16 protein-coding genes are annotated in these 18,261 nt (G+C 65.1%); 7 read left to right on the forward strand and 9 right to left on the reverse strand.

Going from position 1 to position 18,261, the window contains the following annotated elements; all coding sequences use genetic code 11:
* Positions 1–105 precede the first annotated feature (105 nt).
* Both RIC54_RS07950 and RIC54_RS07955 read left to right on the forward strand, forming a co-directional pair.
* Complete coding sequence (locus tag RIC54_RS07950; protein ID WP_350086475.1) at positions 106–1,671, forward strand: trimethylamine methyltransferase family protein; 1,566 nt, start codon at positions 106–108, stop codon at positions 1,669–1,671.
* 126 nt (positions 1,672–1,797) lie between these two features.
* A complete protein-coding gene (locus RIC54_RS07955; protein ID WP_350150912.1) occupies positions 1,798–4,215 on the forward strand; it encodes a GcvT family protein in 2,418 nt (805 codons plus the stop codon).
* Between the two features lie 14 nt (positions 4,216–4,229).
* Here the strand turns inward: RIC54_RS07955 and RIC54_RS07960 are convergent, their stop codons facing one another.
* The 3 genes from RIC54_RS07960 to RIC54_RS07970 all read right to left on the reverse strand — a co-directional run bounded on the left by RIC54_RS07960 (position 4,230) and on the right by RIC54_RS07970 (position 7,070).
* Entirely contained in the window at positions 4,230–4,577 is a 348-nt protein-coding gene (locus tag RIC54_RS07960) for a hypothetical protein (protein WP_350086482.1), read from the reverse strand.
* Positions 4,578–4,704: 127 nt separating this feature from the next.
* Positions 4,705–5,865, reverse strand: coding sequence for a hypothetical protein (locus tag RIC54_RS07965; protein ID WP_350086485.1), 1,161 nt, complete (start codon positions 5,863–5,865; stop codon positions 4,705–4,707).
* 11 nt (positions 5,866–5,876) lie between these two features.
* Positions 5,877–7,070, reverse strand: a complete 1,194-nt coding sequence (locus RIC54_RS07970) for a pentapeptide repeat-containing protein (protein ID WP_350150914.1) — start codon at positions 7,068–7,070, stop codon at positions 5,877–5,879.
* A gap of 266 nt (positions 7,071–7,336) precedes the next feature.
* On the opposite strand from RIC54_RS07970, the gene RIC54_RS07975 reads away from it, so the two are divergent.
* From RIC54_RS07975 to RIC54_RS07990, 4 genes are all read left to right on the forward strand, one after another.
* Complete coding sequence (locus tag RIC54_RS07975; protein WP_350086491.1) at positions 7,337–8,146, forward strand: putative universal stress family protein; 810 nt, start codon at positions 7,337–7,339, stop codon at positions 8,144–8,146.
* Between the two features lie 16 nt (positions 8,147–8,162).
* Positions 8,163–8,750 carry a toxin-activating lysine-acyltransferase gene (locus RIC54_RS07980; protein ID WP_350086494.1) on the forward strand — a complete coding sequence of 196 codons (588 nt, stop codon included), beginning with the start codon at positions 8,163–8,165 and terminating at the stop codon, positions 8,748–8,750.
* 12 nt (positions 8,751–8,762) lie between these two features.
* A complete protein-coding gene (locus tag RIC54_RS07985; RefSeq protein WP_350150916.1) occupies positions 8,763–9,896 on the forward strand; it encodes a TRAP transporter substrate-binding protein in 1,134 nt (377 codons plus the stop codon).
* A gap of 86 nt (positions 9,897–9,982) precedes the next feature.
* Entirely contained in the window at positions 9,983–11,983 is a 2,001-nt protein-coding gene (locus RIC54_RS07990; protein WP_350086500.1) for a TRAP transporter large permease subunit, read from the forward strand.
* Between the two features lie 249 nt (positions 11,984–12,232).
* Here the strand turns inward: RIC54_RS07990 and RIC54_RS07995 are convergent, their stop codons facing one another.
* Positions 12,233–12,487 carry a DUF6460 domain-containing protein gene (locus RIC54_RS07995; protein ID WP_350086503.1) on the reverse strand — a complete coding sequence of 85 codons (255 nt, stop codon included), beginning with the start codon at positions 12,485–12,487 and terminating at the stop codon, positions 12,233–12,235.
* A 445-nt stretch (positions 12,488–12,932) separates the two neighbouring features.
* On the opposite strand from RIC54_RS07995, the gene RIC54_RS08000 reads away from it, so the two are divergent.
* Entirely contained in the window at positions 12,933–13,790 is an 858-nt protein-coding gene (locus RIC54_RS08000) for an OmpA family protein (RefSeq protein ID WP_350086506.1), read from the forward strand.
* A gap of 127 nt (positions 13,791–13,917) precedes the next feature.
* Here RIC54_RS08000 and RIC54_RS08005 read toward each other — a convergent pair whose 3' ends face one another.
* The 5 genes from RIC54_RS08005 to RIC54_RS08025 form a co-directional block, all read right to left on the reverse strand.
* Positions 13,918–14,325 (reverse strand): nuclear transport factor 2 family protein, encoded by a 408-nt coding sequence (locus tag RIC54_RS08005; protein ID WP_350086509.1) that lies wholly within the window; start codon positions 14,323–14,325, stop codon positions 13,918–13,920.
* Between the two features lie 239 nt (positions 14,326–14,564).
* On the reverse strand, positions 14,565–15,428 hold the full coding sequence (locus tag RIC54_RS08010; RefSeq protein ID WP_350086512.1) for an SMP-30/gluconolactonase/LRE family protein: 864 nt from the start codon (positions 15,426–15,428) through the stop codon (positions 14,565–14,567).
* Between the two features lie 4 nt (positions 15,429–15,432).
* Positions 15,433–16,188 (reverse strand): SDR family NAD(P)-dependent oxidoreductase, encoded by a 756-nt coding sequence (locus RIC54_RS08015; RefSeq protein WP_350086515.1) that lies wholly within the window; start codon positions 16,186–16,188, stop codon positions 15,433–15,435.
* A 12-nt stretch (positions 16,189–16,200) separates the two neighbouring features.
* Positions 16,201–17,379, reverse strand: coding sequence for a fumarylacetoacetate hydrolase family protein (locus tag RIC54_RS08020; protein ID WP_350086518.1), 1,179 nt, complete (start codon positions 17,377–17,379; stop codon positions 16,201–16,203).
* A 5-nt stretch (positions 17,380–17,384) separates the two neighbouring features.
* Positions 17,385–18,230 carry a fumarylacetoacetate hydrolase family protein gene (locus RIC54_RS08025; RefSeq protein ID WP_350086521.1) on the reverse strand — a complete coding sequence of 282 codons (846 nt, stop codon included), beginning with the start codon at positions 18,228–18,230 and terminating at the stop codon, positions 17,385–17,387.
* Between the last annotated feature and the right edge of the window lie 31 nt (positions 18,231–18,261).

Consider the following 18,261-nt stretch of genomic DNA (forward strand, 5'->3'; position numbering starts at 1 on the left):
ATGTCGAGTCAAGCCTAGGGACCGTCGATTTCCGGCTCGACGGCGTTGGAAACGCGGGCGCACAGTCCCAGGGGCTCGAACACCGCGACCAGGGGAGCGCACGACATGTCGATGGATGTCCCGTCGGAATCCGAAGCCGAAGGCCGTGGTGGACGGCGGGGAGCCCGGCGCGGCCGTCGCGAAGGCCCGGCGCAGATCGAGCAGCCGGCGTTCCGGCGGATCTTCAACCCCTACGCCCCGATACGGGCGATCAGCGATGACGAACTGGAGTCGATCCACACCGCATCGCTGCAGGTCCTGGAAGAGATCGGGATCGACTTCCTGTTGCCGGAGGCGTGCGAGCGGCTGAAGGCGGCGGGCGCGTCGGTGAACGGGCAGCGCGTGCGGTTCGACCGCGCCTTGATCGAGGAGCGGATCAAGACCATTCCGAGTTCGTTCACGCTGCACGCCCGCAATCTGGAGCGCAACGTCGGCGTCGGCGGTACCGAGATCGTGGTCTGCCAGGTCGCCAGCACACCGAACGTCTCCGACCTCGCCGGTGGACGTCGGGTCGGCAACCGGGCGGATTTCCGGAATCTGGTCAAGCTCGGCCACTCCCTGAACGCGATCCACGCCTTCGGCGGTTATCCGGTCGAGCCGGTGGACATCCACGCATCGATCCGCCACCTGGAAGCGCTGCGCGATATCCTGACGATGTCCGACAAGGCGCTGCACGCCTACTCGCTGGGCCGCGAGCGGATCGAGGACGGCATCGAGATGATCCGAATTGCCCGCGGGGTCAGCCGCGAGCAGCTGGAGCGCGAGCCCAGCCTGTTCTCGATCATCAACTCCTCGTCGCCGCTGCGCCTCGACTACCCGATGCTGCAGGGTGTCATCACCATGGCAGAGGCCGGCCAGCCGACGGTGATCACACCGTTCACTCTGGCGGGGGCGATGGCGCCGGTAACGATTGCCGGTGCCCTGGTGGAGCAGAACGCCGAGGCGCTGGCCGGTCTGGCGTTCAGCCAGATCGTCCGCCCGGGTGCGCCGGTCGCCTATGGCGGCTTCACCTCGAATGTCGACATGAAATCCGGCGCCCCGGCGTTCGGCACTCCGGAGTACATGAAGGCGGCGCTGGTCGGTGGCCAGTTGGCGCGCCGCTACAACATTCCCTACCGGTCGTCGAACGCCAATGCCGCCAACGTCCCGGATGCCCAGGCGGCATGGGAGAGCGTCTTCTCGCTGTGGGGCGCGGTGATGGGCGGGGTGCACATCCTCAAGCATGCCTGCGGCTGGATGGAGGGCGGGCTGTGCGCGTCCTACGAGAAGATGGTGATGGACGCCGACACCATCGGCATGCTCGCCGAGTTCCTGACGCCGCTGGTGGTCGACGACAGCACCCTGGCATTGGATGCCATCCGCGACGTCGGACCGGGCGGCCACTTCTTCGGTACCGCCCACACCCAGGAGCGGTTCAAGACCGCGTTCTTCTCGCCGATGGTCTCGGACTGGCGCAATTTCGAGAGCTGGCAGGAAGCCGGTTCGCCCGACGCCCTGACCCGCTCCGACATTCTGGCCCGCCGCCTGCTGGCGGAATACGAGGCCCCACCGATGGACCCGGCGATCCGCGAGGAACTGAACGCGTTCGTGGCGAAGCGGATCGAAGAGGGCGGGGCGCCGACGGACTTCTGAGTTCATTGCAGCACCTGCGCTCGACCGGCACTTCCGTCGCAAACCGGACGCCGAGTGACGCCCGGTGAGCATTCCTTCCCGCGCAGCGATGCAAGGCTCGCCGCGTAGTCCTCGGGAGAACCTCTGATGAAGACACAGGCGCGGGTGGTGGTGATCGGCGGCGGGGTGGTCGGGTGCTCGGTTCTGTACCACCTGACCAAGCTCGGCTGGACCGACGTGATGCTGATCGAGCGATCCGAGCTGACATCCGGGTCGACATGGCACGCCGCCGGCGGCATGCACACCCTGAACAGCGACCCGAACGTCGCCAAGCTGCAGGACTACACGATCCGGTTGTACAAGGAGATCGAGGAGATCTCCGGTCAGTCCTGCGGTGTGCACATGACCGGTGGCTTCATGCTGGCGGCCACGCCGGAGCGGCTCGACTACCTGAAGACCGCGCGGGCCAAGGCCCGGGTGCTGGGCATGGACACCGAGCTTGTCGGCATGGAGGAGGTCGGCCGCCAGCACCCGCTGATCGACACAAGCCATTTCCTGGGCGCGCTGTGGGACCCGAACGAGGGCCATGTTGACCCGTCCGGCGTCACCCATGCCTACGCCAAGGCGGCGCGGCTGAAGGGGGCGGAGATCGTGCTGCGCAACCCGGTCAAGGAACTGGTCGCGACCAGCGACGGGCATTGGCAGGTGGTGACCGAGCAGGGGACCGTCACCGCCGAGATCGTGATCAACGCCGGCGGGCTGTGGGCGCGCGAGGTCGGCCGGATGGTCGGCATCGAGCTGCCGGTGCTGGCGATGGAACACCACTACCTGATCACCGAGGAAATCCCCGAGATCGTCGCCTACAACACGGAGCGCGGCCGCGAGATGCCGCATGCCATCGACTTCGAGGCCGAGCTGTACAGCCGTCAGGAAGGCAAGGGCATGGTGATCGGCACCTACGAAAAGGCATGCGTGCCGTGGTCGCCGAAGGACACGCCGTGGGATTTCGGCCATGAACTGCTGCAGCCGGATTTCGACCGCATCGCGCCGTCCCTCGACCTCGCGTTCCGGCACTTCCCGCCGCTGGCCAAGGCCGGCATCAAGCAGGCGATCAACGGTCCGTTCACCTTCGCGCCGGACGGCAACCCGCTGGTTGGCCCGGTACCGGGCCTGCGCAACTTCTGGTGCGCCTGCGGGGTGATGGCCGGGTTCAGCCAAGGTGGAGGTGTCGGGTTGATGCTGGCGCAATGGCTGATCGAGGGCGAGCCGGAGATGGACATCTTCGCGATGGACGTCGGGCGCTTCGGCGACATCGCCAGCCGGGCCTTCACCCGCGCCAAGGTGCAGGAGAACTCCAGCCGCCGGTTCAGCATCACCTTCCCGAACGAGGAGTTGCCGGTGGCGCGCCCGCTGCGCACCACGCCGGCATACGATCTGCTGAAATCGAAGGGCGCCGTGTTCGGTGCGGCGGTCGGCCTCGAGCACGCCCTGTGGTTCGCCCCGGACGGCGAGCCGGCGGTGGAGGCCACCAGCTTCCGGCGCTCCAACGCATTCGGCCCGACCGGCGTGGAAGCCAAGGCCGTCCGCGAGACGGTCGGGGTGCTGGAGATCGCGAATTTCGCCAAGCACGAGATCTCGGGATCCGGGGCAGAGGCGTTCCTGGACCGAATCCTGGCGGGACGGCTGCCAAGGCCCGGCCGCATGGCGCTGTCGCCGATGCTGAGCCCGAAGGGCCGGCTGCTGGGTGACCTGACGGTATCGCGACTGTCGGACGACCGCTTCCTGATCGTCGGCTCGGCGGCGGCGCAGGAGGTGCACCAGCGGTGGTTTGCCGACCATGCACCGGCGAGCGGGGTGTCGCTGCGCAACCGCACGCGGGAACTGGCGGGTTTCGCGATTGCCGGTCCGAACAGCCGTGCGCTGTTGGCCAGACTGACCGACGAAGACATCTCGAACGGCGCTTTCCCGTTCCGTTCGATCCGCAGGCTCGATATCGGTCACACCAGCGCCTGGGTGGCGCGCATTTCCTACACCGGCGAACTCGGCTACGAGATCTATGCGCCGTTCGATCACCAGCGCGGCTTGTTGCTGGCGCTGCTGGCTGCGGGCGAGGGGCTGGGCGTGAGGCTGTTCGGTGGCCGGGCGCTGAACGCGCTGCGCCTGGAGAAGGGGTTCGGCGCGTGGTTGCGGGAATTCACGCCGGGGCTGGGGCCGGTGGAGTCCGGCCTCGACCGGTTCATCGCCGACAAGCCCGGATACATCGGCCGGGACGCGTACCTGGCGGCGCGCGATGCGGGCTCGACGCAGACGCTCGCGCTGCTGGAGATCGACGCGACCGATGCCGACGCATGGCGTGACGAGCCGATCGACGTGGGGGACCGCACCGTCGGCTTCGTCACGTCCGGCGGCTACGGCTATGCTGCCGGACGCAGTCTGGCGCTGGCCTACATCGATACCGGCTTCCTGAACGAACCTCTGGAAGTCGAGATCCTGGGAGAGCGCAAGGCGGCACGGGTCCTGGCCGAACCGCCGATCGACCCCACCGGATCACGCATGCGCGGATAGCGCAGGGCGGGGTGTCAGGCGATCGCGCCAGAGGCCCGGAGTGCCTTCAGGTGCAGCGCGATCAGCCGCTTCTCGTCGTCGTCCATATCGGCGAACTTGCCGATCACTTCCTTCTCGGAGGCGGCCACGGCAAAGGCGTTCACCTTGAACGAGACCGCGGTGTCGCCTTCGCCCAACCGCATGGTGAAGAAGAACTTCTGACCGTTGATGATGTTGCCGTCGCCGGGATTGGGAATCCGCACGCCCTTCAGGTGGAGCTCGCGAATCTCAAGCTCGTCCTCGCCGAAGATGGCCGATCCGTACTTGATGGGCTTCTGGGCCGACGCTCCTGCCGCACCCTTGGTCTTGGTTTTTCCGAACATGCCGTCCTGCCGCACCAAAATCGAGCGCCACGTCCCGGATCCGGGTGGCTCTCACGATTGCGCCGGTTTCACTAATATTTTCTAAAGAGAACGATGGGTTCCGGCAAGCGGCTTGCTGAAGTCCCCGTCATGCCCGGAACAGATCCCGCATTCTGGCAAGATTCTTGATGTCTATTCGGTACGGATCGGCATCGGCGTCGAACTCCGTCAGCGCGTCGGTGCCGAGTCCGATGGTCAACGTGCTGTCCGAATCGAACCGGGCCTGCAGCACGACATTGAAGGCCGGATGGGCGAAACCGTGCTTGTCCTTGATGGTGTATTGATTGACGGACTGTCGGCCACTCGCCAGATCGGTGCCGGTGATGAACGAGTGCACCGACCGTATCGGTTCCCTGCCGAACTCCAATCCCTCCATTGCCGCAGACTCCGAAACGGCCCGCGCCAGGAACAGCGGTGCATCCAGCACCGTCCCTTTGGCGCGGTCCACCGGTCGCTCGAAGTTTCCAATCAGCAACTGGTGCGCTTCGGCCTTGCTGATCAACCGGGCCAGAGAGATCGTGATGTCGCCGACGATGTACTCAAAGCCGCGCGGGCTTTGTCCTTCCACCTGGTGGTACGAGTAGTGGCTGCCGATCGAGAACACGGTCCGCAGCACCGGCACGAACCGGGTGCCGCCCTTTCGCTGGGCGCGCTTGTTGTCCAGCAGGATCAACTGCAGTGCCAGATAGGTCCGCAACTCGGCCTCCAGCCCCTGCCGCCGGTTCCAGACATAGAATCCGTCCCCGACGGTGGATCGCGCGAGTTCAACATCCAGGCCGAGCGCCTGGAGGCGCTTCTCGGCGCTGTTGATGGAGTATTCGAGGGAGTTGAGTTGGGCGACCTGCTCGATCGGCGAGGCCTTGGAGAAGCCGACGATATCGAACAGCATGACCGCCCGATGCGGCGTATGCGTGACCGAGTAGCGGCGAAGCATCCGCTCGATGGTCGATGGCGGGACTTCGCCCTTGCCTTTGCCGATGGGCGCATCGAGTTCGATCCGGGTCGGACGGGCGCCGAATCCCTTGCACAGATCGAGGAAGGTCTCCTCGTCGCGCAGCCGTCCTTTGTCGAACGTGTAGTTGATCTCCTCGCTGGTCTCGAACACGACGTAGGTCGGCACGACACAGAGGTAAACGGTCGAGCCGGAGTAGCTCCAGGCCACGACCATGTTGCGCCCGAGCCGCCAAACGGCGTTGACTGCCACATGCAGTTCGCGCAGGGCGCCTGCGTGGCGTGACTCAACACTCATCGCGGGTACGCTCAGGCCTTGGACGAGGCGATCTTGGCGCCGGTCAGATCGCAGTCGTCGAGGTTGGTCTTGAACAGCACGGCGTCGGTCAGGTCGGCGGCAGTCAACTGGGCGTTGCGCAGATCGGCGCCGCGCAGATCGGTCCGTCGCAGCAGCGCGTCGCGCAGGTTGGTCGAGAACGAGCGGTCGCCGGACATCAGCGGGCCGAGTTTGGCGTCTCTGAGGTCGGCACCGTTGAGGCGGGCCTTTTCCAGGTTGGCACCACGCAGGTCGGCGCCCTTGAGCGTGCAGTTCCGCAGGTCGGCGCCTTTGAGGCGGGCACCCACCAGGCTTGCACGGGTCAGGTCCAGGCCGATGAAGATGGCCCCCTCGGCGGACAGTCCCGGCAACTCCACCTCCCGCAAGCTGGGACCGCCTCTGAGGTCGATATTGTCGAGAGTCAGGACGGCACCTTCGGCCCCGTTCGTGGAGACCCAGCGCAGATGACCGACAATCCCGTCTTTGAGCGGTGGATCCAATTCCCTGTAGCTGCGTCCGCGCGGCTTATCGGTCAACACGGTCGAGAGATCGCAGCCGTCGAGGGCCACGGTCTCGATCGAGGCGCTGCCGAACACGGCGAACGCAAGGTTGGCGCCCGTGAAGTCCGCGTGGTCCAGGCGAGCGCCGTCAAGCCGGGCGCCTGCCAGGGTTGCGCCCCGAAGATTGGCCTTGGTCAGAATTGCGCCCTGCAGGTCGGCGTCGGTGAAATCGGTGTGGGTCGCGACCACGGCGGTCATGTCGGCTTCGCGCAGATCGGCACCGGCAAGATCCGCCTTCTCCATATGGGTGGCGCCGAGCTTCATGGTGATCGCAGTAAGGTTGCCGCCCTTGCCACGCTTGGTGATCGAGCCGTCGCGGAAGTCGGCCTTGTGCAGGTTGGCGTTGCGCAGCCGCGCACCGCGCAACGTGGCACCGCGCAGGTCGGCGCCGACCATGCGCGCACCCTCAAGATTGGCTTCGGACAGGTTGGCACCGAACAGCAACGCACCGTCCAGCACGCAATCCGACAGATCGGCCTCGGTGAGATTGGCGCCTGTCAGGTCGGCGTCCTTGAGATTGCTGCCGGTCAGCAGCATGCCCGAGAGGTCGTGGTGAACGAGCTGCGCGCGCAGGCCCCCCGGACGCCCCAGAAGGAAGTTCTGGTGCGTTTTGACGACCTCGGCCAATTCGATGTGCGAGAGTCGGCGCTGTTTGTTTGGTGTCTTGCCGGACACGGCCGCCCACTTTTCCCGATCCACTAAGGTGCAATACTACCGCTGATCGGAGGGCAGGGCCAACGGGATCGTGTCCTTGTCCGACAGCGAATCCCGGAGTGACGAGTGGGAGGCGGTGTTGGATGGCGGTATCCGGCACGCTCTGCGCATCCCCTGTCGACATCCCTGAATTCGTTTATGATGCTTATCAGAACGCCCGCGAGATGAGGAGATCGACGATGAAGCACGTCTTCCTGCCCTTTGGCCTCGACGGCGTAGAACGAGCACCGCTCGAGGTTGCGGCGCATCTGGCAGAGCGTTTCGATGGTCGAGCGGTCGCCATGTTCTACCCGCGCCCAGTCGAGAGCCCTCTGGTCGATCCGATGGGTGTGGGGATCATCGACTACGCGGACCAGGGTCCCGACCTCGCTCGGGAAGCCGACACGGCCTTGACGGCCATGCGCGGTCGGATCTCCGGTCTCGGGGCTACGGCAGGACGTGTCGTGCTGAATGACCAACCGCTCAAGGCAAGGTTTGGAATCGGCGAGCATGCCCGGCTGTTCGATTTGACGGTCGTCGGCAAGGCCGAGGAGACCGACTGGCGCGCGGTGTTCGAGACTGCGCTGTTCGAAGGTGGCCGGTCGGTGATGTTGACGCCGATCGGCTGGACCCGGCCGTCCGGTGATACGGTGGGCGTGGCGTGGAACCGAAGCACTGAGACCGCGCGGCTGATCGGCCAGTCCATGCCGTTGCTGCGGGCCGCCAAGAAGGTGGTGGTGATCGAGATCGAGGGGTGGTCCGTGCCGGGGCCCGACGGAGCGGCGCTGGTTGACTACCTCAAGCTGCACGGCGTCGCTGCCGAGGTCGCCATGGGCTCGCGTTCGGCGCGGGGGCCTGGCCTGGACGTGCTGGATCAGGCGGAAGCCGCCGGCGTCGACCTGCTGGTCAAGGGTGCCTATACCCAGAGCCGCCTGCGACAGATGATTTTCGGCGGTGCCACCAGTGACATCATCGCCGATGCCACCATGCCGGTGGTCTTTGCGCACTGACCGAGGGGAGAGAGACATGAGTGACGTGGTGTTCGGTACCGACGGGTCGGAGGCGCCGCAAACTGGCTCCAAGCGGTCGTCGGGACGCAAAACGGCAGCGGCCGCGGAGTCGAAGAAGCCGGCGGAGAAGGCTCCCTCGTCGGCGGCCCCTGCCCAGCCGGCAACTGAATCGCCCCGTGATGACATGACCCGGTTGCTCGGTCAGGTCGTTACGTTGTTCGGGCAGTCGCCGGGGCATCGCCACGTGTTCGTCTCGGATCTCGAGTGGCTGGTTTTGCCGGCCATGATGGCGCGCCAAGCCAGGGTCTGGCGCCGGCAGACCGACAGCGGGTCGGTTCCGGTGATCTATGCTTCGTGGGCATTGGTCAACGAGGAGGTCGAGGCCCGACTGAAGCAGGGGCAGATGCGTCTGAAACCCAACGAATGGCGATGCGGCGATCGCGCCTGGCTGATCGACGTGGTGGCGCCGTTCGGCGGCACCGATACGGCACTGGCCGAGCTGGCTGATCAGGTTTTTCCGGGGAAAACGCTCCACGCGCTGGCGTCCAGTGCCACCGGCGGCTTTTCGGTGCGGGAGATTGTCGGGAAGCCGAAAGCGGATTAGTCGTATAAGCTGATGAGCATACGTCTGTGTGGGGTTTTCCGGCTGGCGCAATTGACAAACGCTGGCCGGGGCACGGATGATCGCGGCTCGGAAAACGAAAATAACTCTCCTGGGAGGAGGCTCATGCGTAAAACAATCGCCATCGCGGTGGCGGCGCTCGCACTCGGTCTGACCGGTGCGGCCGATGCAAAGACACTGAAGGTGCAGGCGAGTTCGGCGCCGGGTGACTGGGCACACCGGTTCATGACCGAAGGCTGGCAGCAGAAGATCGAGGAGATGAGCGGTGGTTCGCTCAAACTCGAAGTGCTGCCGACCAAGGCTGTCGTGCCGCACAAGGAGACCATCGACGCGGTCGCGAACGGGATCCTCGACGGCGACCTCAACGCGGTGGCTTACTTCTCCGGTCGCGATCCGGCGTTTGCGCTGATGGGCGATCTGATCGCCGGCTACGACACGCCGGAAGAAGTCCAGACCTTCTGCATGGAAGGCGGCGGCAAGGAGATCCTCCAGAAGCTCTATGACAAGTACGGCAACGGCAAGATTCACGTCGTCGGCTGCGGCCCGTACGCCAAGGAAGCGCTTGTTTCCAAGGTGCCGATCAACACGGTGGAAGATTTCAAGGGTGTGAAGATCCGGTCGCCTGAAGGGCTCGCGGCCGAGGTCTTCAAGCGCGCCGGCGCCTCGCCGGTCTCGCTGCCGTTCTCTGAGGTCTACACCTCGCTCGAGAAGGGCATCGTCGATGCCGCCGACGCTTCGGCTTACGTCAACAACGATGCGTCCGGCATGCACAAGGTGGCGTTCTATCCGCTGTACCCGGGCATCCATTCCATGGCGATCCTGCAGTTCGTCGTGAACAAGGATGTTTGGAACAAGCTGACCCCGGGCGAGCGTACGATCCTGGAAGTCTGGTACGTCGCGGCCTACGCCACAATACGCCGGCAGGCCGACCTGCAGGATCGTGATCTGGCTGCGCGCGACAAGGCCGGCGGGAAGATGACCGTCATCGACTGGTCCAAGGAAGAGCGCGCCAAGTTCCGCAAGATCGCGGTCGGCGCGTGGGAGGACTTCGGCGAGAAGTCGCCGCTGGCCAAGGAAGCTCTTGATGCGCACATCAGCTTCATGAAGCGCACCGGTCTCCTCGACTGAGGTTCGCGCTCGATTAGACGGCGGGGGGTCGGTATCCGGCTCCTCGCCGATTTTTTTGTAACTCGGTCGATCTTTCGGAGACTGCAATGTCCCGCTCCGTCGCCTCGTCCATCGATACCTTCAGCCGATTCTCGGGGCTGGCGATCGGACAACTCTATTTGCTGTGTGCCGTGGCCACGCTTTACGAAGTGATCGCCCGGTACTTCTTTCACGCGCCGACGCAATGGGCGTTCGAAATCGTCATGGTGCTGTGCGCCACGGCCTGGATGCTCTCGGTCGGGTACGTCACCCAGCGCAACCGGCACATCGGCATAACGGTCTTCTATTTGATGGCCAGCGATCGTACCCGTTGGCGGCTTGACCTGTTTGCGCTGGTCATCGGCGTGATTGCGTTGTTCCTGCTGGCCGGCGACGCCATGACCCGCGCGCTGGAATCGATCGATCTGGTCGAGCGGGCCGGCAGTGCCTTCAATTCGCCCGAACCGATGATGCTGAAATCCGCGCTGATGGTCGGCGCGGTGATCTACCTGATCCAGCTTCTGGTCAACCTGCACCGGCACGTCGAGGCCGCGATTCCCCGATTGCTGATCGTTGTCGTTGGGGCGCTTCTGGTTGGACGCTTGGCTCTCCTGGCGATCGGGCACTACAGCGGCGACGTCGGGATCATCGGCTGGGGCAACGAATTGGTCGGATGGCTGGGCGAGGCGCTGAACCCGACCCAGGTCCTCAGCCTTCGCGACTATGACATCGGGACGGTCAGCGTCGGCATCGTGATCGCCCTGGTCCTGCTGATGATGACCGGCATGCCGCTCGGCGTGGTGACGCTGATCGTGTCGATCCTCTGCGCTCTGCTGTTCTTCGGTCCGCGCGGGCTGTACCTGGTTTCGACCAATGCCTACGGCCTGCTGGAGAACTACCCGCTGGTCGCTGTGCCGCTGTTCGTCCTGATGGCGTCATTGCTCGAGAAGGCCGGGATCGCCGAAGACCTGTTCGACGCCATGGCCGTGTTCTCCGGCAACCTGCGCGGCGGTGTTGCGGTTCAGACCGTGGTTGTGGCGGTCATCATGGCGGCGATGTCGGGCATCATGGGCGGCGAGATCGTCATGCTCGGTCTGGTGGCGCTGCCGCAGATGCTGCGTCTGGGGTACGACCGCAAGCTCTCGATCGGAGTCATCTGTGCCGCCGGTTCGCTGGCGACCCTGATCCCACCCAGCGTGGTGATGATCGTCTATGCGTTGTCGGCGCAGGTGGCGATCGGCGACCTGTTCATGGCAGGCGTGTTCCCGGGCTTGCTGCTGGCGGCGTTCTACATCGTGTTCGTGCTGATCCGCTGTGCGATAAACCCGACCCTGGCACCGACCGCGGAAGAGGTGGCGGCCCGCGGTGCCGGTACCACCAGCCTGTCCTCGGATCGTCGGTTTGCGGTGATCCTGTCGATCATGCTGATCGTGTTCGTCATGGGCTCGATCTATGCCGGCATTGCGTCGGTTACCGAAGCGGCGGGCGTCGGCGTGTTCGGTGCGATCATCGTCGGTGCTGTGCGCGGCCGGCTGACCTGGTCGATGATGCAGGTGGCGATCACCCAGACCATGTCGACGGTCGGCACGATCATCTGGCTGATCCTCGGCGCCGTCAGCTTCGTCGGGATCTACAATCTGGTCGGCGGCGGCGACTTCATGCGTAGCCTGTTCAGCGGCCTGGATCTGTCGCCGATGGGCGTCATCCTGGTGATGATGGGGATCCTGGTGATCCTCGGCACCTTCATGGAGTGGATCGCCATCCTGTTCATCACGGTGCCGATCTTCGCGCCGGTGGTGGTCCAGATGGCGCCCGAACTCGGGTTGGATCCGGACTCCGCCAAGCTTTGGTTCGGCGTGCTGTTCGTGATGAACATCCAGATCTACTTCCTGTCACCGCCGTTCGGCCCGGCGTGCTTCTGGCTCAAGTCGGTGGCGCCGGACTACATCACGCTGCAGGAAATCTTCATGGCGGTGCTGCCGTTCATTGCACTGCAGATCATCGGCCTCGGCCTTGTCATGGCGTTCCCAGAGATCGCACTTTGGCTGCCGAATGCCTTGGCGAATTAGCGGGAGGAACGTCAATGTCACCTGATTCATCGGACGACAGCGCAAGCTTCGGGGTGTGGCCTTCCCTGATCGGGATCGCCTTCGGGCTGCTGATCGTAGCTGTCATGTTCACGCTGGCGGAAGGCTTCCGCTAGACATCTGCAAGTCGTCCGGACGAGACTTGTAGCGGATCGGCCGAGCGGGAACGCTCGGCCGATCTCGTTGTGCGACGAAGCTGCTGCCGGCGGTGGCTCGGCGGGGGCGCCGGCCCTATCTGCCGCGTTGCTTGGACCAATCGATCAGGAACAGCACCAGCCAGATCGGGACCACGACCATGGCGCCGATCAGTACGTAGGACACGATCGACCCGAACGACCGTCCGATCCAGTCGAGGATCTGGTCGAAGCGGTTGAACATGCTGCGCAGAAGTTCCATCGGCGTCAGGTCGAGGACCGAAAGGCCCCAGCCGACGAAGAATGAGATGATCAGCAGCTTGATGATCGTGCCTGGGGTGATCTTCGGCATGGGACGATCCGCGGTCATGAGATTTCCTTCGACGTCATAGCAGGCAGCAGCGCGGTCTGTCTGCACCGGCTGTCTTAGCGCGCGCTGCCCGGTGAACCGGGTCCTCGATCGCTCCGGCATGATGCGGTGTTCCCGATGGATTGGCACTGGCCTGTCCCGGAACTGGAGGTCGGGTCGTTCTGTTGCGGAAAACAGATGACGGATCGCTCGGTAAAATGAAGCCGGCGCTGCCGATTGCGACTTCTCCTATTGCCTATCGGCTACGTATTTACCAATAGCGCCTGTGTCCTAGTTGGACATTTCCAACAATTGGGGCATATTGCGGGTCGTGTCCGAGAGCGGTTTTCCGATCGACACGACGGGAGGCGGGTATGCGGTCCTGGTCGAATGTCGGGGGCTTGCCGTCTCAAAACGAGGCGCATGAGATTACGAGAAGGAGACGCGCATGTTCACGAAAATGATAGGCGCCACCAAGCTGGCGGTGGCGGCCACCGCAATGCTCGGGCTGAGCGCCTGTGCGGGCTTCCAGCTCGATAACGCCAAGGGGCTGACGCCGTCTGGCGACGCATTCAGTGCGGGGCTGTACAAGGAATATCTGGTTCTGGCCGAGATGGAGTTCGCCGAGGGCGACTACATGGATTCCGACACGTTCGCCGCTCGGGCGATCGCGTCCGCCAACGGCAAGCCGCCGGCACCGGAAGAGCTTGCTTCCCGGGATATCCCGGCCGCCGCCCAGGGTGGGCTGGCGGAGGCTCGCCGCAAGCTGATGGAAGCGCTGGATGGCGGTGCCCGCTCAGCGAAGCCCGATGCAGCTGCCCGTGCGCAGGCCAGCTTCGACTGCTGGATGCAGGAGCAGGAAGAGAACTTCCAGCCGGCCGACATCAAGTGGTGCAAGGATCGGTTTGATGCCGCGATGGCGCAGCTTGGCACGCCGGCACCGGCCGCCGCGCCGAAGCCGTCCATCACCTTCGCGAACTTCACGGTCTACTTCGATTTCGACAAGTCGACCTTGACGGCGCAGACCCAGTCCACGCTGATCGACGCTGCGAATGCGGCGGACGACATGGCTGCGACCAACATCGAGGTTTCGGGCTATGCCGACCGTTCCGGCTCCGAAGCGTACAACATGGCGTTGTCGCAGCGCCGTGCCGATGCGGTGGCCAAGGAACTGGCCACGTTGATCGGGTCGAATGCGCCGGCCATGAAGCTGATGGCTTATGGCGAGACCCAGAACAAGGTCGTCACGCCGGATGGTGTGAAGGAAGCCAAGAACCGTCGGGTGAAGATCGAGATCCGCAAGTAATCTCGGTCGGACAACGGTCCACGGATCGGCGGGGCGGATGGGCAACCATCCGCCCCGTCGCCGTTTCGGGGGCTGGAATGCGTCGAGGAGTGGATGGGCGGATCCCTCTCGACGTCGGTCGAGGGTGCTACTGCAGGCGGGTGCGTCGCGGCGTGGGTTCGTCGAATTGCGGCTTCTCGGCAACCGGTGACGCCTGATGGTGAACCAGGATCCAGGCTTGGCCGTGCCGAGCAAACAGGTTGCAGGCGACCAGCGTTCCCTCTTCCATGACCTCGTAGCAGCAGACCTGTGCCAGGTCGCCATACAGGAACACCCGAGGCTGACGGCATTCGATGGCCGGCGAGCCGGGGTTCCCGAATATGCCGATCCAACTGTCCATGACGGCCTCGCGGCCGATCAAGGGCTGCCAGCCAGGATGCACGCAGGTCACCGGCAGATGGCGTGACCACAACTCGTCCATCCCTTTGATGTCCTTGAGCGAAAAGGCGAGATAGAATGCCTCGTTGGCGAACAGGACAGCAGCTTCCTGGCTCATGGGTCTCTTTCGCTCGTTGACCGCCACACCTCACATCATCGCGGCGGAACGCTAGCACGTTCTCGGAACCGGTGTCAGATCGAGGAGGCAGGCGAGCCGTAGCCGAGATTCTGAGTTCCTGTCCTCAAGGTGCGACGGCCTTGTCCAAATCTCGGTATCGATCTGGAGTGGACATGACGTCTGAGTGGACGATGCGCTCAAGTCATAGCCATAAGCACACGTCGGCTGATTGCCCGGAGCTACGCCGCAACCGGTGGTGGGCACCACCCTCTCACCCCAGGATCGACGCTGAACAAATGCCCGGCCGTCGGGTGGGCGATGCGGTCGAGGCCGATCGCCGCCGTGGTCACGACCAGCCGGTCGAGGTCCGGTCCGGCGAAGGCACACTTGGTCACCTGGGGAGCCGGCAGTCGGATGGCCCGGTCAAATCGCCCATTGGGGTGAAACCGGCTGATCCGGCCGCCGCCCCAATGGCACACCCACAGCCCGCCATCGGCATCGGTGGCCATTCCGTCCGGGTAGCCGTCGGACTCCGTGAACCGGGCGAACAGGTGCCGGTTGGCGAGTGTACCGTCGGCCGCCAGGTCGAACGCCCAGACTTGGCGCCCCACGCTGTCGGCGTGGTACAGCGTCCGTCCGTCCGGAGAGACCGCCGGTCCGTTTGTCACCACGTAGGGCCCGTCATGCGCGCTGACCGACGGCGCCGCGGGGGCGAGGCGCCACAGCCGGCCGGTCGGCTCAACCTCGGCATCGTCCATGCTGCCGAACCACAGTCGTCCCGCTGCATCGACGGTGGCATCGTTCAGGCGGTTTCCGGGCCGGTCGGCGTCGACCGACAGCCAGGGGACCGGATCGGCGCCGGGTGTCCACAGCGCGAGGCCGGATTTCAGGCCGAGGATGAAGCCGCCGGATGCGCGCGGCACCGCAAACCCGACCCGTTCGGGCATCGGCCAGCTGGCGGTTGCGCCGTCGGACCAGCGCCAGCGGTGGATCGTTGGCTTCTTGATGTCGACGAACCACACGCAGCCATCGTCCGGGTTCCACCAGGCGCCTTCCCCGAGCGTGGCGCCGAGCGGCCAGAGGGTCTCGACGGGGCCGGGCATCGGCTCAGTAGGTGGCGCGGCCGCCGGAGCAGTCGAACACCGCTCCCGTGGAGAACGACGCGTCTTCCGATGCCAACCAGGTCACCAGCGACGCGATCTCCTCGACCAGGCCGAACCGGCCCATTGGGATCTTGGTCAACATGAAGTCGATGAATTCCTGGCTCATCTGGTCGAAGATCTCGGTCTTCACCGCGGCCGGGGTCACGCAGTTCACCGTGATCGGGGTATCCGCCAGTTCCTTGCCGAGCGACTTGGTCAGACCGATCACACCGGCCTTGGCGGCGGAGTAGGCCGGCGCGTTCGGATTGCCTTCCTTGCCGGCGATCGAGGCGATGTTGATGATCCGGCCGTAGTTGCGCGCCCGCATATACGGCACCACCGCCCGACAGCACAGGAATACCCCGGTAAGGTCGATGTCGATCACCCGGCGCCACGCATCGACCGGATAGTCCCAGGTCTTGGTGTTGGGTCCGGTGATGCCGGCGGAGGCCACCATCACGTCGATGCGGCCGAACTCCCGCTCGACCTCGGCGGCGGCACGGTCGACCGCCGCGTCGTCGGTGACATCGACCGCGGCGGTGTGCACCCGTTCCTCCGGCAGGCCGAGCGCGCTCTTGCACTCCGCCAGCTTGGCCGCATCGGCATCCCACAGGCTGACCGAGGCGCCACTGGCGGTAAGTCGCTGGGCGATGGCAAAGCCGATGCCGCGCGCGCCGCCGGTGATGATGGCGCTGCGTCCGGTAAAGTCATAGGCAACCATGCAGATGTCCCCTCAGATCAGGCCGCGTGCCGACAGGTTCCGCATCAGGGCGCCGGCGCCGAAGGTCCACGGCGGGATGGCGTCGCTGCGGTCGACCCGGTTGACCAGCGCGCCCAGGCGCGCGGAATGGATGGTAACCACGTCGCCCATCTTGTGGGTGAAGCCCTCGCCCGGCGCGCCCCGGTCTTCGGTCGGGGCGAACAGGGTGCCGGTCATCAGGACGAGGCCGTCAGGATACTGGTGATGCGGTCCGATCGCGTGGGCCGCAAGGTCGGCGACGTCGCGGCTGATCCGGCTCATCGACGACCGGCCCTTCAGGACGAAGCCGTCCTGTCCGGCCACCGTCAAATCCAGTTCGGCGAGCCGCACATCGTCGATTCCAAAGTGGTCGTCGAACAGCCGCAGGAACGGTCCCAGTGCGGCCGATCCATTGTTGTCCTTCGCCTTGCCGAGCAGCAGGGCGCTGCGGCCCTCAACGTCGCGCAGGTTGACGTCGTTGCCCAGCGTAGCGCCGACGATCCGCCCGTCGGGGGCGATCACCAGCACGATCTCCGGCTCAGGGTTGTTCCAGTCCGAGATCGCGTGCAACCCGACCTCGGCGCCGATGCCGACGCCGGCCATCGGCGGGGCCTTGGTGAACACCTCGGCGTCCGGCCCGATCCCGACCTCAAGGTACTGCGACCACATTCCGCGCTCGACCAGCGCTTTCTTCAGCTGCATCGCCTCGTCGGAGCCGGGCACGATCTTCGACAGATCGAGGCCGATCTGGCCGACGATCTCGCGACGGATCGCGTCGGCCGCAGACGGGTCGCCCTTGGCCTTCTCCTCGATCACCCGTTCCAGCATGCTCTCGGCGAAAGTGACGCCGCAGGCCTTGATCGCCTGCAGGTCGACCGGCACGAGGAACCAGGGAAGCTTGGGATCCCGCCGGTCATGCGCCGAGTTGGCGAGGATCTCAGCCAGAGCGCCAACGGTCTCGCCCGGCGCATCCCGGACAACGGCAACCGCGTCGTTGCGGGCCATCAACTCGGACACGGTCGGAACCACCGCCGTGATGTCGACCACGCTGTCACCACGGACCGCGACGACCGACGGGCCGTCGACGTCCGGGCGCCAGATCCGGCCGACCAGGGTCGCCTGCTGCCGGTCATCCGGCAGGCAGGCTTCCACGGTTAGGTTCATCTCGGCCATGGCGATCAGTCTGCGACCAGCTTCTGGGTCTGCTCGCCAAGCCCGCTGATGCCGAGCTTCATGGTGTCGCCGGCCTTCAGGAACACCGGCTGCGGCTTGATGCCGAGGCCGACGCCCGGCGGCGTGCCGGTCATGATCACATCGCCGGGGTGCAGCGACATCATCTGGCTGAGGTAGTGGATGATGTGCTTCACGGGGAAGATCATGGTCTTGGTGTTGCCGTTCTGCATGCGCTTGCCGTTCACGTCGCAGAACATGTCCAGGTTCTGAGGGTCGGCGACGTCGTCGGCCGTCACGAACCACGGGCCGATCGGGCCGAAGGTGTCGCAGGACTTGCCCTTGGTCCACTGGCCGCCGCGCTCCGCCTGGAACTCGCGCTCGGAAACGTCGTTGGCGACGCAGTAACCTGCGACGTAGCTCAGTGCGTCGGCCTCGGAGACGTATTTGGCGGTCTTCCCGATGATGACCCCAAGCTCGACTTCCCAGTCGGTCTTCTTGGAGGTGCGAGGAATGTGGACGTCGTCGTCCGGGCCCTGCACGGCACTGGTCGCCTTCATGAAGACGATAGGCTCCTTCGGGATCGCGGCACCGGTTTCGGCCGCGTGGTCCGAGTAGTTCAGGCCGATGCAGATCACCTTGCCGATTCCGCCGACGCAGGCGCCGATGCGCGGGCTGCCGCCGACCTTCGGCAGGCTGGCCGGGTCGACGCCCTTCAGTTTGGCGAGGCCGCCGGCTGCCAGGGTCGCGGAATCAATGTCGGAAACCACGCCCGACAGGTCACGGATCGCGCCCGAGGCGTCGAGGACGCCCGGCTTCTCCTGGCCGCGCGGGCCATAGCGCAGCAGCTTCATGGTGTTTCCCCCTGAGTGCAGTCTGTTTCAT

Origin of the sequence: Thalassobaculum sp. (assembly GCF_040219215.1) — a bacterium.
Classification (GTDB): Bacteria; Pseudomonadota; Alphaproteobacteria; order Thalassobaculales; family Thalassobaculaceae; genus Thalassobaculum_A.

Excerpts from the sequence above, each read along its gene's own strand:
- RIC54_RS07980 (WP_350086494.1), top strand. The coding sequence starts at position 8,163 with ATGAGTGACGTGGTGTTCGGTACCGACGGGTCGGAGGCGCCGCAAACT.
- RIC54_RS08020 (WP_350086518.1), bottom strand. The coding sequence starts at position 17,379 with ATGGCCGAGATGAACCTAACCGTGGAAGCCTGCCTGCCGGATGACCGG.
- RIC54_RS07960 (WP_350086482.1), bottom strand. The coding sequence starts at position 4,577 with ATGTTCGGAAAAACCAAGACCAAGGGTGCGGCAGGAGCGTCGGCCCAG.
- RIC54_RS08010 (WP_350086512.1), bottom strand. The coding sequence starts at position 15,428 with ATGCCCGGCCCCGTCGAGACCCTCTGGCCGCTCGGCGCCACGCTCGGG.
- RIC54_RS08015 (WP_350086515.1), bottom strand. The coding sequence starts at position 16,188 with ATGGTTGCCTATGACTTTACCGGACGCAGCGCCATCATCACCGGCGGC.
- RIC54_RS07985 (WP_350150916.1), top strand. The coding sequence starts at position 8,763 with ATGAGCATACGTCTGTGTGGGGTTTTCCGGCTGGCGCAATTGACAAAC.
- RIC54_RS08025 (WP_350086521.1), bottom strand. The coding sequence starts at position 18,230 with ATGAAGCTGCTGCGCTATGGCCCGCGCGGCCAGGAGAAGCCGGGCGTC.
- RIC54_RS07990 (WP_350086500.1), top strand. The coding sequence starts at position 9,983 with ATGTCCCGCTCCGTCGCCTCGTCCATCGATACCTTCAGCCGATTCTCG.
- RIC54_RS07955 (WP_350150912.1), top strand. The coding sequence starts at position 1,798 with ATGAAGACACAGGCGCGGGTGGTGGTGATCGGCGGCGGGGTGGTCGGG.
- RIC54_RS07975 (WP_350086491.1), top strand. The coding sequence starts at position 7,337 with ATGAAGCACGTCTTCCTGCCCTTTGGCCTCGACGGCGTAGAACGAGCA.
- RIC54_RS08000 (WP_350086506.1), top strand. The coding sequence starts at position 12,933 with ATGTTCACGAAAATGATAGGCGCCACCAAGCTGGCGGTGGCGGCCACC.
- RIC54_RS07995 (WP_350086503.1), bottom strand. The coding sequence starts at position 12,487 with ATGCCGAAGATCACCCCAGGCACGATCATCAAGCTGCTGATCATCTCA.
- RIC54_RS07950 (WP_350086475.1), top strand. The coding sequence starts at position 106 with ATGTCGATGGATGTCCCGTCGGAATCCGAAGCCGAAGGCCGTGGTGGA.
- RIC54_RS07965 (WP_350086485.1), bottom strand. The coding sequence starts at position 5,865 with ATGAGTGTTGAGTCACGCCACGCAGGCGCCCTGCGCGAACTGCATGTG.
- RIC54_RS08005 (WP_350086509.1), bottom strand. The coding sequence starts at position 14,325 with ATGAGCCAGGAAGCTGCTGTCCTGTTCGCCAACGAGGCATTCTATCTC.